The sequence below is a fragment of the Pseudomonas sp. C1C7 genome, from assembly GCF_013359595.1.
Classification (GTDB): Bacteria; Pseudomonadota; Gammaproteobacteria; order Pseudomonadales; family Pseudomonadaceae; genus Aquipseudomonas.
Genome location: NZ_JABFMP010000012.1, coordinates 1 through 13,252, shown reverse-complemented (window position 1 = coordinate 13,252; position 13,252 = coordinate 1). Strand labels below are relative to the sequence as shown.

The window sequence follows — 13,252 nt, the reverse complement described above, 5'->3', positions numbered from 1 at the left end:
GCTTCAGTGTAGTAGTGAAATGATTGCACACACGTCCTAACATTTCGCAGAATCCGCTGCCTTATACGATGTCACTTCGCGCATCATGGGCGCAGTCAGCCAAAGGGGATTTCCATGCATTTCGTCTCATCCGCTCTGCGCCTCGCCGGGTTTTCCCTGGCCCTGTCGTTTGCCGCTTCGGCCGTGGCGAGCGACGAATCGCAACTGATCGAATCGATCAACCTCTACCGCAGCCAGTTGCAGCGCTGCGCCGGCCAGGTGTCCTCGGAACTGCCGCCGCTGGCCGCCGATCCTCGGCTGGTACTGTCTGGCGCCAGCATCGGAAATTTGCAGCAGGCGATGGCCACCGCCGGTTACCCGATGAAGAACGTGCAGGCCATCAGCCTCTCCGGGCCTCGTGATGCGGCGGGAGCGATGAAGGCGATTCAGGAAAGTTTTTGCCAGATCGTGCTCGATCCGCAGTTCGTCGATGTCGGCGTCAGCCGCCAGGATCGCGAGTGGCGCATCGTGGTGGCGCGGCCGCTGTTGAGCGCGCGTCTGGGTGACTGGCAGGCCGAAGGCCAGAAGCTTCTGGCCGAGGTCAACGTAGCCCGCACCCGGCCGCGCCAGTGCGGGACGCAATCCTTCAACGCCACCACGCCGCTGGCCTGGAATGCCACCCTGGGCAGCGCCGCCGAAACCAACTCGCGCAGCATGGCCAACAACAATTACTTCGACCACAAGGACCGCGACGGCCGCACCCCGGGTGACCGGGCGGAACTGGCCGGTTATGACTTCCAGCAGATCGGCGAGAACATCGCCGCCGGCCAGGACAGCGTGCGCAAGGTGGTGGACGGCTGGCTGACCAGCCCCGGGCATTGCGCCAATTTGATGAACCCGCAGTTCAAGGAATTGGGCGCGGCGTATGCGACCGACCCGAAGAGCGATGCGGGGATTTATTGGACGGCGATGTTTGGTGCCCAGTAAAAACCAGGAATCCAACAACCCCCTGTAGGAGCGAGCGGTGCGACGATTCGACTTGCCCGCGAAGACGGTTGACCAGTCAACATTGATGGTGACTGATACAACGCCTTCGCGGGCAAGCCTCGCTCCTACAGGAGAAATGCGGTCAATGGGGATCAGTGACTACTCATCCCCGCCGCAAGCTGTGCCGGGTGGCATTCGCACTCATGAAAAACCAGAGCGAATACCAGCCGAATTTAAGGCTGCAGGGTTCCCCTGCAACATAGAATCTCCCACAAAGTCTTGAGTGATCGGCACTAGGCTGCGGTGGTCGAAATCAGGCTGTTGGCCTTGGCCTGTTCGAGCCGGATGGCGACGAACTTGGAGGTCGGCGTGTAGGTGCGATCACCGTAACTTTCCAGCGGCACCAGCGGATTGGTCTCCGGGTAGTAAGCCGCGGCCTGGCCGGCGGGAATGTCGTAGGCGATCAGGGTAAAACCGCTGACCCGACGCTCACGCTCGTCATCCCACAACGCCACCAGATCGACCTTCTGCCCCGGTTCGAACCCCAGTCGACGGATATCGGCCTCGTTGGCGAACACCACGTCGCGCATGCCGTAGACCCCGCGATAACGGTCGTCCAGCCCGTACAGGGTGGTGTTGTACTGATCGTGGGAACGCATGGTTTGCAGGATCAGGTGCGGCTTGACCGGCAGGTTGCGCACGCCTTCGCTGATCAGGTGCTCGGGCAGCACGCACGGGGCGAATTGCGCCTTGCCGCTGGCGGTTTTCCAGATCCGCTGCGCCGCGCTGTTGCCCAGGTGAAAACCACCGGGGTGCAGCAGTTTGCGGTTGAAGTCCTTGAAGCCTGGAATGGTGTCGGCAATCAGGTTGCGGATGCGTCCATAGTCGGCAACGGCCCAGTTCCAGTCGATCGGCTGGTTGCCCAGGGTTGCGGCGGCGATGCCGGCAATGATCGCCGGTTCCGAGCGCAGGTGTCTGGACTTGGGTTTCAGCTGGCCGTGAGAGATGTGGATCATGCTGAAGGTGTCTTCCACGGTGACGCCTTGCGGGCCTTCGGCCTGGATGTCGATGTCGGTGCGGCCCAGGCACGGCAGGATCAGTGCCTCACGACCGGTGACCAGATGGCTGCGGTTTAGCTTGGTGGAAATGTGCACGGTCAGCTCGCAGTTGCGCATCGCGGCGTGGGTGCGCGGGGTGTCGGGCGTCGCCTGGGCGAAGTTGCCGCCCAGACCGATGAACACCTTGGACTGGCCCTGCTCCATCGCCGAAATCGCCATTACCGTGTTGTGGCCATGGGCGCGAGGCGGCTTGAAGCCGAAGCGCTTCTGCAAGGCATCGAGCAGCTCGGTCGGCGCCAGTTCGTTGATGCCCATGGTGCGGTCGCCCTGCACGTTACTGTGGCCACGCACCGGCGACAGACCGGCACCGGGACGGCCGACGTTGCCGCGCAAAAGCATCAGGTTGATGACTTCCAGCAGGGTCGGCACCGAGTGCACGTGTTGGGTCAGGCCCATCGCCCAGCACATGATCACGCGCTCGGCGCGGGCATACATGCGGGCGGCCAGTTCGATATCGGCCAGGGTCATGCCCGACTGTTGCTCGATGTGCGCCCAGGTGGTGGCGTCGACTTCGGCCAGGTAATCGTCCATGCCGGTGGTGTGTTCGCGGATGAACGCGTGATCGAACACCGGCTTGCCGCCGGTGGCCTGGGCTTCACGCTCCCACTGCAGGAGGAACTTGGCCATGCCGCGCATGACCGCCATGTCGCCACCCAGGGCCGGACGGAAGTAGGCGGTGTTGGTCGGTTCCGATCCGTTGAGCAGCATTTCCAGCGGATGCTGCGGGTGCTGGAAACGCTCCAGGCCGCGCTCCTTGAGCGGGTTGATGCAGATCACCTGCGCGCCACGTTTGACCGCTTCGCGCAGCGGTTCAAGCATCCGCGGATGGTTGGTGCCGGGGTTCTGGCCAATGACGAAAATCGCGTCGGCGTGCTCCAGGTCATCGAACACCACGGTGCCCTTGCCCACACCCAGGCTTTCGATCATGGCGACGGCACTGGCCTCGTGGCACATGTTCGAGCAGTCCGGGAAGTTGTTGGTGCCGAAGGCGCGCACGAACAGCTGGTAGAGAAACGCCGCTTCGTTGCTGGCCCGGCCCGAGGTGTAGAACTCGGCCTGGTTCGGCGATTCCAGGGCATTGAGGTGCTTGGCGATCAGCGCGAACGCTTCATTCCAGCTGGTTTCCACGTAGCGGTCGGTGCTGGCGTCATAGCGCATCGGGTGGGTCAGGCGGCCCTGATACTCCAGCCAGTAATCGCTCTGCTCGGACAGGGTGGTGACGCTGTACTTGTTGAAGAACGCAGGGTCAACCAGGCGCCCGGTCGCCTCCCAGTTCACCGCCTTGGCGCCGTTTTCGCAGAACTTGACCATGCCGTTTTCCGGCGATTCGCCCCAGGCACAACCGGGGCAGTCGAAGCCGCCGTTCTGGTTGGTCTTGAGCATCATGCGGATGTTCTTCAGGGCATTTTCGCTACCCAGCCAGTTTTTGGTGACGGCGATGAGCGCGCCCCAACCGGCGGCGGCACCTTTGTAGGGTTTATAACGGTCGACTTGAGACATGCTGCTTCTCCCACAATGCACACAGGCTTCGACCCGATCGGGGTCGTTGTTCAAACTGCGAGAGAAGGATATGAATCGGCTGCGAATATTGTCTAATCGCTATTAATGACCGCATTATCGAAACGCTCTATCACGGACGTTTATCGTTTATTTTCAGTAGGTTATGAAACTTAAAAACCAACTTTCACTTGAAAACAATCCATCATAGAGCCTGTCGATCAACCGGTTATTAATAGTGATTGGACGGCCCTCGAAGTTGCTCTTAGTCTGCGCTCAATAAATCCGTTAATAGCGCAATTTCCATGAATAACGTGCACTGCCAAGTGAGGATGTCATGTCGGAACGAGTCTTGATCGATGGGTTCGCAAGGCGCGTGGACTATCTGCGGATGTCGGTGACCGACCGTTGCGATTTCCGCTGCGTCTATTGCATGGCCGAAGACATGCAGTTTCTGCCGCGCCAACGGGTGCTGACCCTGGAAGAGATCTATCAGGTGGCGCAGAGCTTCGTCGCCTTGGGTACCCGCAAAATCCGCCTGACCGGGGGCGAGCCGTTGATCCGCCCGGGGGTGGTCGAGCTGTGCCGCAAGGTCGCTGCCCTGCCCGGCCTGCGCGAACTGTGCATGACCACCAACGGTTCACAGTTGGCCAAGATGGCCGAGCCGCTGTTCGAGGCCGGGGTCAAGCGCCTGAACATCAGCCTCGACTGCCTGGACCCGCAACGCTTTCGCGAGCTGACCCGCACCGGTGACCTGGCGCAGGTGATCAAGGGCATCGATGCCGCCAACAAGGCCGGCTTTCGCAACACCAAGCTCAACTGCGTGGTGATGAACGGCCGCAACGATCACGAGATCAATGATCTGGTGAGCTTCGCCATCGACCGTAACCTGGACATCTCCTTCATCGAAGAAATGCCCCTGGGCACCATTCACGAGCACAGCCGCGCCGAGTCGTTCTACTCAAGCGCCCAGGTGCGCGAGCGGATTGCCGAGCGCTACACCCTGATCGATTCCGCCGAGTCGACCCAGGGCCCGTCGCGCTACTGGCGGCTGGCCGAGGCGCCACACATTCGTCTGGGCTTCATTTCGCCCCACAGCCATAACTTCTGCAGTACCTGCAACCGGGTTCGGCTGACCGTGGAGGGGCGTCTGCTGTTGTGCCTGGGCAACGAGCATTCCGCCGATCTCAAGGCCGTTCTGCGCAGCCATCCCGGCCAGCCCGAACGCCTGGAGCGGGCTATTATCGAGGCAATGAAACTCAAGCCCTATCGGCACAATTTTGCCGTGAACGATGAGGTGCAGGTCGTGCGCTTCATGAACATGACAGGCGGCTGAAACCATGATCGTCAGACCCAAACCCAATCTGATCGGCGTGTTGACGTCGCTCAAGGGTTCCATTGCCAAACGCATCGCCCTGCGTGCCCTGATGGTGACGCTGCTGGCTTCGGCGATCGTCCTGATCGAAACCTTGCACCCGAGTTATTTTTCCAAGTTCAGTGCCACGCCATTTACCTTGCTGGGGCTGTCGCTGTCGATCTTCATGAGCTTTCGCAACAACGCCTGTTATGACCGCTGGTACGAGGCGCGCAAGGCGTGGGGCGAGGTGATCGTGGAGATTCGCTCGATGATTCGCGAGACGCAGGTGATCAAGGATGTGGCTGAGCGACGGTCGATCCTGCGCAATCTGTGCGGGTTTGCCCATGCGCTCAATGCCAGGTTGCGCAAGGAAAGCGAACTGGCCGCCAGTGCCGGATGGTTGCAGCCCAAACCCGAGGATATGAGTTTGGAAGTCAGCGGTCAGGTGCTGCTGCACGTGGGCCAGCAGTGCTCGGCGCTCAACGAATCCGGCGCCATCAGCGAATGGCGCTACACGCTGATGGCCAATCACCTGACCGGACTGACCCGCGCCCAGGCCATCTGCGAACGGATCAAGAACACCCCGCTGCCGTTCCCCTACACCTTGCTGCTGCACCGCACCATCTACCTGTTCTGCATCCTGCTGCCGTTCGCCATGGCCGAGCCGCTGGGCTGGCTGACACCGATCTTCACCGCGATCGTCAGCTACACCTTCTTCGGCCTCGACGCGATCGCCGACGAACTCGAAGACCCCTTCTGCCGCGACGAACACGCCCTGCCCACCGACGCCATCGTGCGGTGCATCGAGCGGGATGTGTTGAGCGCATTGGGAGTGACCGAGCTGCCGCCGGCGCTGGAGCCGGTGGATTTTGTGCTCAATTGATATCGCGAACACAACACTAAACCTGTAGGAGCGAGGCTTGCCCGCGAAGGCGCTGTGATGGTCGGACACTCAGTCCGTGAACGCCCCGGTCATTGCAGGAGCTGCCGAAGGCGGCGATCTTTTGATCTTGATCTTCAAAAACAAGATCAAAAGATCGCCGCCTTCGGCAGCGCCTACAGGGGGTCGTGTGGGTCAGAACAACTCACTGAACGGGATGAATCGCACGGTGTCGCCCACTTGCAACGTACGACCTTCAACCACTTTTCCAGCGTTAGCGCATAGCCATCCATGGCGCTGTTCGGCCATGGCGGCAGATCCAGCGTCGCCACCAGATCATTGGCCAGCACCCGTTACCGGGCCTCGCCCAGCGGCACCGTTTCGCTGTCCTGCAAACGCTGCGCGTCCGCCATGGCCAGCAAGCGCTCGATGGCCTCCTCCACCGGCATCAGCGACGAAGCACTCATCCCCGTGGCCCGCAGGCTTGCACGGCTTTCAGGTGCGGAACGAAATTGCACGGCCGGTGCCGCGCGTCCAGCTGCTCGGCGAGGATGCCTTCCCAAGCGGTGCGGCAGGCGCCCGTGGAACCGGGCAGGCAGCACACCAGCGTGCCGTTGGCCAGTCCGGCCAGGGCCCGGCTCTGCACGGTCGAGGTGCCGATATCGAGGATGGAAATCGCCCGGAACAGCTCGCCGAAACCATCGATCTGTTTGTCCAGCAGACAGGCTACCGCCTCGGGCGTGCTGTCGCGTCCGGTGAAACCGGTGCCGCCGGTGATCAGCACCACCTGGATGTTGTCGTCGGCAATCCAGGTCGCCACCTGCGCGCGGATCTTGTACAGGTCATCCTTGAGCAGATTGCGCTCGCTCAAGGTATGCCCGGCTTCCAGCAGGCGGCTGACCAGCAACTGGCCGGAGGTGTCATCGGCATATTCACGGGTATCGCTCACCGTCAGCACGGCAATATTCAAAGGTATAAACAATGCATCCGGTTTAACGCTCATGGGACTCTCCGGCAGTGACGAATTAAATAACTTTCAGAGACTAAGTCTGTGCAATGAGCGTTGTCTAATCACTCTAACCAACCGGACTATCGAGCCTGTCTATCAAGTAAAGGGCATTTAAAACCGACCGATGATAGAGCCGATCGATAACCCGTTAAAACGTAGTGATTGGACGGTCTCCCGGGACAATGAGATCTTCGAGGCGAACACAGAACCTGTGGGACAGCGTTCGGCTTGTGTCCTGATCACTCGCGACAATACTTACCTCTTCCCTCTCCCATCAGCAGGTGCCGTCATGGACATCAAACAACTCAAGTTCCTGATCGCCCTGGAGCAGACCCGCCACTTCGGCCAGGCCGCCGCGCGCTGTCACATCACCCAGCCGACCCTGTCGATGCGCCTGCGCAACCTGGAGGATGAACTGGACCTGGAACTGGTGACTCGCGGCCAGCGTTTCGAAGGTTTCACCCAGGCCGGGGAACGGGTGCTGGCCTGGGCCAAGACCCTGCTGGCCGCCCACGACGGCCTGTTCGCCGAAGCCGCCGCCTGCCGGGGGCAACTGGTCGGCAACCTGCGCCTGGGCCTGGTGCCGCTGAGCAGTTTCAACCCGGTGAGCTACATCAAGGGCCTTTCCCACAGCTTTCCCGAACTCAAGTTCAGCCTGTCGTCCCTGAGCTCCGACCAGATCATCGAGAGCCTGGGCAACAACCAGCTGGATCTCGGCGTGTGCTACCTGGACCACGTCAACCCCAACTACTTCGAGTTCTTCGAGATCGGCGAAACCCGCGTCGGCCTGCTCTACGACACCCGCCACTTCCATTTCGACGGCACCGAAATGAGCTGGGAAGACGCCGCCGAACTGCCTTTGGGCATGCTCAGCAACGGCATGCACTACCGCAAATCCATCGACCTGAGCTTCCGCAGCCGTGGCCTCAATCCGCAGCCGATCATGGAGAGCGATTCGACCTATCAGTTGCTCCAGGCCATCCACGAAGGCTTCTGCTGCGCAGTCATGCCGCTGGACAGCGGCCTGGAAGAACCGATCGAACACCTGGCCTTCATCGACCTGCCGGACGCCAGCGTACTCGCGCCTCTGGGCCTGGTGATGCGCAAGACCGAACCGCGCTCGGCGATTGCCGAGAAGTGTTTTGCCGAAGCCAAACTTTTATTTCCGCCCAAACTTTGATCTTAATTAAATCACTATAAAAACCATAACTTCGTCTGTAGCGATAGACATCACCAATCGGCACATCGGAACAAGCGATTGGACGCACTTACTAGTTGCCCGTAGCCTGAACTTAATCCAGCGCTTCGAGGCTCTTTCAATGCACTCTGCAGATAATCAAGATTCACCCCCCGGTAGCCTGACTCATCTCGATAGTCAGGGCCACGCCAACAGGGTCGATGTCAGCGACAAGCAATCGACCCAACGTGAAGCCCAGGCCCAGGCCTGGGTGCGCATGTGCCACACCGACCGGGCGATCGAGGACTTCGACGAGATCGCTTTTTTCCCACCGGTCACCGGGGGTTGAGGCATGGCGGTTCTCGTGCAGTACAAGGCCGACTGTGCAAGCGCCACCAGCCTAGCTAAAGTCTCTGGCTCAAAGCGCCCCAGCACAGGAGCCTCCGCTTGAGCCCGGACCATCAACCCGTAAAGCCCGAACCCGTCAGCCTGCGCGAAGCCCTGCGCTTCTGGCTCAAGCTCGGCTTCATCAGTTTCGGCGGGCCAGCCGGACAGATCTCGATCATGCATCAGGAGCTGGTCGAGCGCCGCCGCTGGATGTCCGAACGACGCTTTCTCCACGCGCTCAACTACTGCATGTTGCTGCCCGGTCCCGAGGCTCAGCAACTGGCAACCTACATCGGCTGGCTGATGCACCGCACCTGGGGCGGCGTGATGGCCGGCGCGCTGTTCGTGCTGCCGTCGTTGTTCATTCTGATCGCCTTGTCCTGGGTGTACATCGCCTTCGGTGAAGTGCCGGTGGTGGCCGGGCTGTTCTACGGGATCAAGCCGGCGGTGACGGCGATCGTGGTCCAGGCCGCGCATCGCATCGGTTCGCGCGCGTTGAAGAATGGCTGGCTGTGGGGCATTGCCGCGGCGGCGTTCGTGGCGATCTTCGTACTCAACGTGCCCTTCCCGCTGATCGTCCTGGGCGCGGCGCTGATCGGTTATTTCGGCGGTCGCTGGGCGCCGGATAAATTCAGCACCGGCGGCCACGGCACCACCAACAAAAGCTACGGCCCGGCCCTGATCGATGACGATACGCCCACTCCTGCCCATGCCCGTTTTCGCGGCTGGAACCTGCTGCGCCTGGGGGTGATCGGCGCGCTGTTGTGGGCGCTGCCGATGGCCCTGCTCACTGCGCTGTTCGGCTGGGACGGCACGCTGACCCAGATGGGCTGGTTCTTCACCAAGGCGGCGTTGGTGACGTTCGGTGGGGCCTATGCGGTGCTGCCGTACGTGTATCAGGGCGCGGTCGGGCACTACGGGTGGCTGACGCCGACGCAGATGATCGATGGCATGGCGCTCGGCGAAACCACCCCGGGGCCGCTGATCATGGTGGTGGCCTTTGTCGGTTTCGTTGGCGGTTATGTGCATCAGGTGTTCGGTGCAGATCAGGCGTTTGTCGCAGGTGCCGTGGCCGCGACGCTGGTCACCTGGTTCACCTTTTTGCCGTCGTTCCTGTTCATCCTGGTCGGCGGGCCGTTGGTGGAGTCGACCCACAACGAACTCAAATTCACCGCGCCGCTGACGGCGATTACCGCGGCGGTGGTGGGTGTGATTCTTAATCTGGCGTGTTTCTTCGCCTACCACGTGCTCTGGCCGCAAGGGTTCAGCGGGCAGTTGGACTGGGCTTCGTTGTTGATTGCGATTGCGGCTGCGGTGGCGTTGTTGCGGTTCAAGCGCGGGGTGATTGAGGTGCTGATTGGATGTGGGTTGGTTGGGTTGGTGGTGAAGCTTATCGGTTGAGCCTAAGGCAAACCTGCGACAAGGAGGCTTGCGCGATCCATGTAGCAGCTGGCGAAGCCTGCGTTCGGCTGCGCAGCAGTCGTGAAATCGGCAACTCGGTGCTTCAGGCAGACCTCGCACTCAGGTTTTGCGACTGCTTCGCAGCCGAACGCAGGCTTCGCCAGCTGCTACAGGTCCTGCGGTGGATAGACGGATTAGTATCAGGGTGTGCCCTGTTCGATAAAACAAACATTTACAGCCGCCCCCTTTCCCCCCTAGTATCCAGACACCCACGGATGGCCGGTCTTCGGCCTCCGACGTTTTCGCTGCTGGATACATGAGCAATGCGCAACGCACCGTCAGAGCATCAAGTCTCGCTTCAGGCCGCCTCACTGCGGGCCGAGGACGGCATTGCCTCATGAACCGCATCGTCAACCTGCCCATGGCCCTGAGCCGTTCAAAACTGCGTCACTCCGCACGTCCGCCGGATAGCTCCCTTCTCGCCTGAGTCCGTTTGCCAACGGCTCGAGCCCCTGTCTTTTCGCTATCGCTGCCAGCACGCACCCGACTTGTGTCCACCGTCGTGTCCTGGCCTGAATCCGTGCGCCCGCGGGGCGCCAACGTGAGTGACGTTTATGAAATTCGCAGCCCTTGAAGATGCAAAAAACTTTCTGGCCAACAACCCGGATATCGAGATGTTCGAGCTGTTCATTCTCGATGCCAACGGTGTGCCGCGAGGCAAATTGCTGCACCGCGAAGAACTGTTGGCGGTGTATGAAAGCGGCCGTCCGCTGCCCAGCACCATCCTCGGTTTGACCGTGCAGGGCGAAGACGTCGAGAACTCCGGGCTGGTCTGGGACGTGGGCGATATCGACTGCCGCGCCTACCCGCTCGAAGGCAGCCTGGTGCGCCTGCCGTGGCGGCAGATTCCCACCGCTGCGGTGCAGGTCAGCATGCATCCGGAGCAAGGCATGCCGGCGAGCATCGCCGACCCGCGTCACCTGCTGATCAAGGTCATCGAGGGCCTGAAGGCCGAGGGTTACCACCCGGTGATGGCCTGCGAGCTGGAGTTCTATCTGCTCGATGCCAAGCGCGACTCGAACGGTCGCCCGCAGCCGGCGCTGGATGCCGACGGCGGTCGACCGCGACACACCCAGGTCTATGGTTTGCGCGAGCTGGAGCAGATCGAACCGTTCCTCGCCGACCTCTATGCGGCGTGCAAAATTCACGACATTCCGGCGCGCACGGCGATCTCCGAATACGCTCCGGGTCAGGTTGAAATCACCCTGGAACATGGCGATGCCTTGCAGGCGATGGATCAGGCGGTGCGCTACAAGCGACTGGTGAAAGCCGTCGCCCACAAGCACGGCATGCAGGCCACCTTCATGGCCAAACCCTTCGATCATCTGGCGGGCACCGGCATGCACATGCACGTCAGCATCGCCGACGCCGAAGGCCGCAACCTGTTTGCCTCGGAAAACCCAGCGGGCACCCCGCTGCTGCGCACGGCCATCGGCGGCATGCTCGCGTCCCTGCTCGACTCGCTGTTGCTGTTCTGCCCCAACGCCAACTCCTACCGGCGTTTCCAGGCCAACAGCTACGCGCCACTCGCGCCGACCTGGGGCGTCGACAACCGCACCGTCAGCCTGCGGGTGCCGGGCGGTCCGGCGAACAGTCGGCACATCGAACACCGTATCTGTGGCGCGGATGCCAACCCGTATCTGGCGGCCGCGGCGATCCTGGCGGGCATTCATCGGGGCATCCGCGAGGATCTGGATCCGGGGGAGCCGGTGCAAGGCAATGGGTATGCGCAGGCCAAGGAGTTGCTGCCTACCGATTGGCTGACTTCGCTGACGGCGCTGGAGAATTCGGCGTGGGCGCGCGATGCGTTGGGACAGGAGTTTCTGGGGGTGTATCTGGCGGTCAAGCGTGCGGAGTATCGGCAGTTCATGGCGCAGGTGGGTGAGCAGGATTGGCGGTGGTATCTGACGCAGGCGTGAGCCCGTTGGATGCACGCAATCCCAGTGGGATCCTCACTGGTTTCACTACCTCTTTTTGTCTGGATACCGTCATGATTCAACGCACCCATTCCTACTACACCGCCACCCTCAACCAGGACACCGACTACCCCACCCTGCAAGGCCAGCATCGGGTCGACGTGGTGATCATCGGCGGCGGTTTTACCGGCGTCGCCACCGCTGTGGAACTCGCGGAAAAAGGCCTGAAAGTCGCCATCGTCGAAAGCCACAAGATCGGCTGGGGCGCCACCGGGCGCAACGGTGGCCAGGTCACCGGCAGCCTGTCGGGCGATGAAGCGATGCGCAAACAGATGCGTCGCACCCTCGGCGATGAGGTCGACGATTTCATCTGGCACCTGCGCTGGCGCGGGCATCAGATCATCAAGCAGCGGGTCGAGAAATACGGCATTGCCTGCGACCTCAAGCACGGGCATCTGCACGCCGCCTACAAGCCGAGCCACATGGACGGTTTGCACAAGGATTACGACGAGGCGGTGCGTCGGGGCATGGGCGACGAAGTCAGCTTGCTCGACCGCAGCCAGGTGCGTGACCTGCTGCAAAGCGATCTCTATCACGGCGCGATCAAGAACATGCGCAACATGCATCTGCATCCGTTGAACCTGTGCATCGGTGAAGCGCGGGCGGCAGAAAGTCTCGGGGCGCTGATTTTCGAGAACAGCGAAGTGCTGGAGATCATCCACGGGCCGACGCCGGGGGTGCGCACCGCTCACGGTCGCATCGATGCCAATCAGGTGCTGCTGGCCGGCGATGTCTATCACAAGCTCGAACCCGGCCAGCTGAAGGGCAAGATCTTCCCGGCCATGGGCGGCATCGTCACCACCGCACCGCTGGGGGATCTGGCCGGGGAGATCAACCCGGAAGATCTGGCGGTGTACGACTGTCGTTTCGTGCTCGACTACTACCGCCTGACCGCCGACGGCCGCCTGTTGTTCGGCGGTGGCGCCAACTACAGCGGCAAGGATTCGCGAGACATCGCGGCTGAATTGCGCCCGTGCATCGAGCGCACTTTCCCGGCGCTCAAGGGTGTGGCTATCGACTACCAGTGGAGTTGCGCGATGGGCATCGTCATCAATCGCATTCCGCAGTTGGGCAAGCTGTCGGATAACGTCTGGTACTGCCAGGGTTACTCCGGTCACGGCATCGCCACCACGCACATCATGGGTGAAATCATGGGGCGGGCGATCACTGGGCAGTTGCAGCAGTTCGACACTTTCGCTGCCTGTCAGCATATTCGTGTGCCGATGGGGGATTTGTTGGGTAATCCGATGTTGGCGGCGGGGATGTGGTATTACCAGATGCTTGAGCGGTTGCGCTGATACGGCCCGCTACTGTAGGAGCGAGCCTGCTCGCGAGCTTTTGATTGCGGGCATATCCGATGCTGCGGTAACGGCCGCTTTCTTTGTTTCGGCCTGGCGGCCGACTCCCTTTGGCAAACGCCGGAG

9 protein-coding genes and 2 pseudogenes are annotated in these 13,252 nt (G+C 61.4%); 8 read left to right on the top strand and 3 right to left on the bottom strand.

What is annotated here, in order from left to right; translation table 11 throughout:
- Window positions 1-114: 114 nt before the first annotated feature.
- Window positions 115-966, top strand: coding sequence for a CAP domain-containing protein (locus HNO86_RS12230; RefSeq protein ID WP_175377210.1), 852 nt, complete (start codon window positions 115-117; stop codon window positions 964-966).
- 293 nt (window positions 967-1,259) lie between these two features.
- Here the strand turns inward: HNO86_RS12230 and HNO86_RS12225 are convergent, their stop codons facing one another.
- Window positions 1,260-3,584, bottom strand: coding sequence for an FdhF/YdeP family oxidoreductase (locus HNO86_RS12225; protein ID WP_175377209.1), 2,325 nt, complete (start codon window positions 3,582-3,584; stop codon window positions 1,260-1,262).
- A gap of 334 nt (window positions 3,585-3,918) precedes the next feature.
- Between HNO86_RS12225 and moaA the strand changes: the two genes are divergently transcribed.
- Together moaA and HNO86_RS12215 are read left to right on the top strand one after the other, a co-directional pair.
- Complete coding sequence (moaA, locus tag HNO86_RS12220; protein ID WP_175377208.1) at window positions 3,919-4,917, top strand: GTP 3',8-cyclase MoaA; 999 nt, start codon at window positions 3,919-3,921, stop codon at window positions 4,915-4,917.
- A gap of 4 nt (window positions 4,918-4,921) precedes the next feature.
- Window positions 4,922-5,821: a bestrophin family protein gene (locus HNO86_RS12215; RefSeq protein ID WP_175377207.1), complete on the top strand. Its 900-nt coding sequence runs from the start codon at window positions 4,922-4,924 to the stop codon at window positions 5,819-5,821.
- A 257-nt stretch (window positions 5,822-6,078) separates the two neighbouring features.
- Here HNO86_RS12215 and HNO86_RS12210 read toward each other — a convergent pair.
- Window positions 6,079-6,285: pseudogene (locus HNO86_RS12210) on the bottom strand (molybdopterin molybdenumtransferase MoeA); the annotation flags it as partial.
- Window positions 6,282-6,821 carry a molybdenum cofactor biosynthesis protein B gene (moaB, locus tag HNO86_RS12205; protein ID WP_175377206.1) on the bottom strand — a complete coding sequence of 180 codons (540 nt, stop codon included), beginning with the start codon at window positions 6,819-6,821 and terminating at the stop codon, window positions 6,282-6,284. The pseudogene HNO86_RS12210 and the gene moaB, both read right to left, overlap by 4 nt.
- A 295-nt stretch (window positions 6,822-7,116) precedes the next feature.
- On the opposite strand from moaB, the gene HNO86_RS12200 reads away from it, so the two are divergent.
- The 5 genes and pseudogenes from HNO86_RS12200 (at window position 7,117) to HNO86_RS12175 (ending at window position 13,126) form a co-directional block, all read left to right on the top strand.
- The gene (locus HNO86_RS12200; RefSeq protein WP_175377205.1) at window positions 7,117-8,007 is read left to right on the top strand and encodes a LysR family transcriptional regulator; all 891 of its coding nucleotides are present in this window, start codon (window positions 7,117-7,119) and stop codon (window positions 8,005-8,007) included.
- Window positions 8,008-8,146: 139 nt separating this feature from the next.
- Window positions 8,147-8,284 (top strand): annotated as a pseudogene (gene moaC / locus HNO86_RS12195) (cyclic pyranopterin monophosphate synthase MoaC); the annotation flags it as partial.
- Between the two features lie 167 nt (window positions 8,285-8,451).
- Window positions 8,452-9,792 carry a chromate efflux transporter gene (chrA, locus tag HNO86_RS12185; RefSeq protein WP_175377204.1) on the top strand — a complete coding sequence of 447 codons (1,341 nt, stop codon included), beginning with the start codon at window positions 8,452-8,454 and terminating at the stop codon, window positions 9,790-9,792.
- A 614-nt stretch (window positions 9,793-10,406) separates the two neighbouring features.
- Complete coding sequence (locus HNO86_RS12180) at window positions 10,407-11,771, top strand: glutamine synthetase family protein (RefSeq protein ID WP_175377203.1); 1,365 nt, start codon at window positions 10,407-10,409, stop codon at window positions 11,769-11,771.
- Between the two features lie 71 nt (window positions 11,772-11,842).
- Complete coding sequence (locus HNO86_RS12175) at window positions 11,843-13,126, top strand: FAD-binding oxidoreductase (RefSeq protein WP_175377202.1); 1,284 nt, start codon at window positions 11,843-11,845, stop codon at window positions 13,124-13,126.
- Window positions 13,127-13,252: the final 126 nt, after the last annotated feature.

Excerpts from the sequence above, each read along its gene's own strand:
- HNO86_RS12230 (WP_175377210.1), top strand. The coding sequence starts at position 115 with ATGCATTTCGTCTCATCCGCTCTGCGCCTCGCCGGGTTTTCCCTGGCC.
- HNO86_RS12225 (WP_175377209.1), bottom strand. The coding sequence starts at position 3,584 with ATGTCTCAAGTCGACCGTTATAAACCCTACAAAGGTGCCGCCGCCGGT.
- moaA (WP_175377208.1), top strand. The coding sequence starts at position 3,919 with ATGTCGGAACGAGTCTTGATCGATGGGTTCGCAAGGCGCGTGGACTAT.
- HNO86_RS12215 (WP_175377207.1), top strand. The coding sequence starts at position 4,922 with ATGATCGTCAGACCCAAACCCAATCTGATCGGCGTGTTGACGTCGCTC.
- moaB (WP_175377206.1), bottom strand. The coding sequence starts at position 6,821 with ATGAGCGTTAAACCGGATGCATTGTTTATACCTTTGAATATTGCCGTG.
- HNO86_RS12200 (WP_175377205.1), top strand. The coding sequence starts at position 7,117 with ATGGACATCAAACAACTCAAGTTCCTGATCGCCCTGGAGCAGACCCGC.
- HNO86_RS12180 (WP_175377203.1), top strand. The coding sequence starts at position 10,407 with ATGAAATTCGCAGCCCTTGAAGATGCAAAAAACTTTCTGGCCAACAAC.
- HNO86_RS12175 (WP_175377202.1), top strand. The coding sequence starts at position 11,843 with ATGATTCAACGCACCCATTCCTACTACACCGCCACCCTCAACCAGGAC.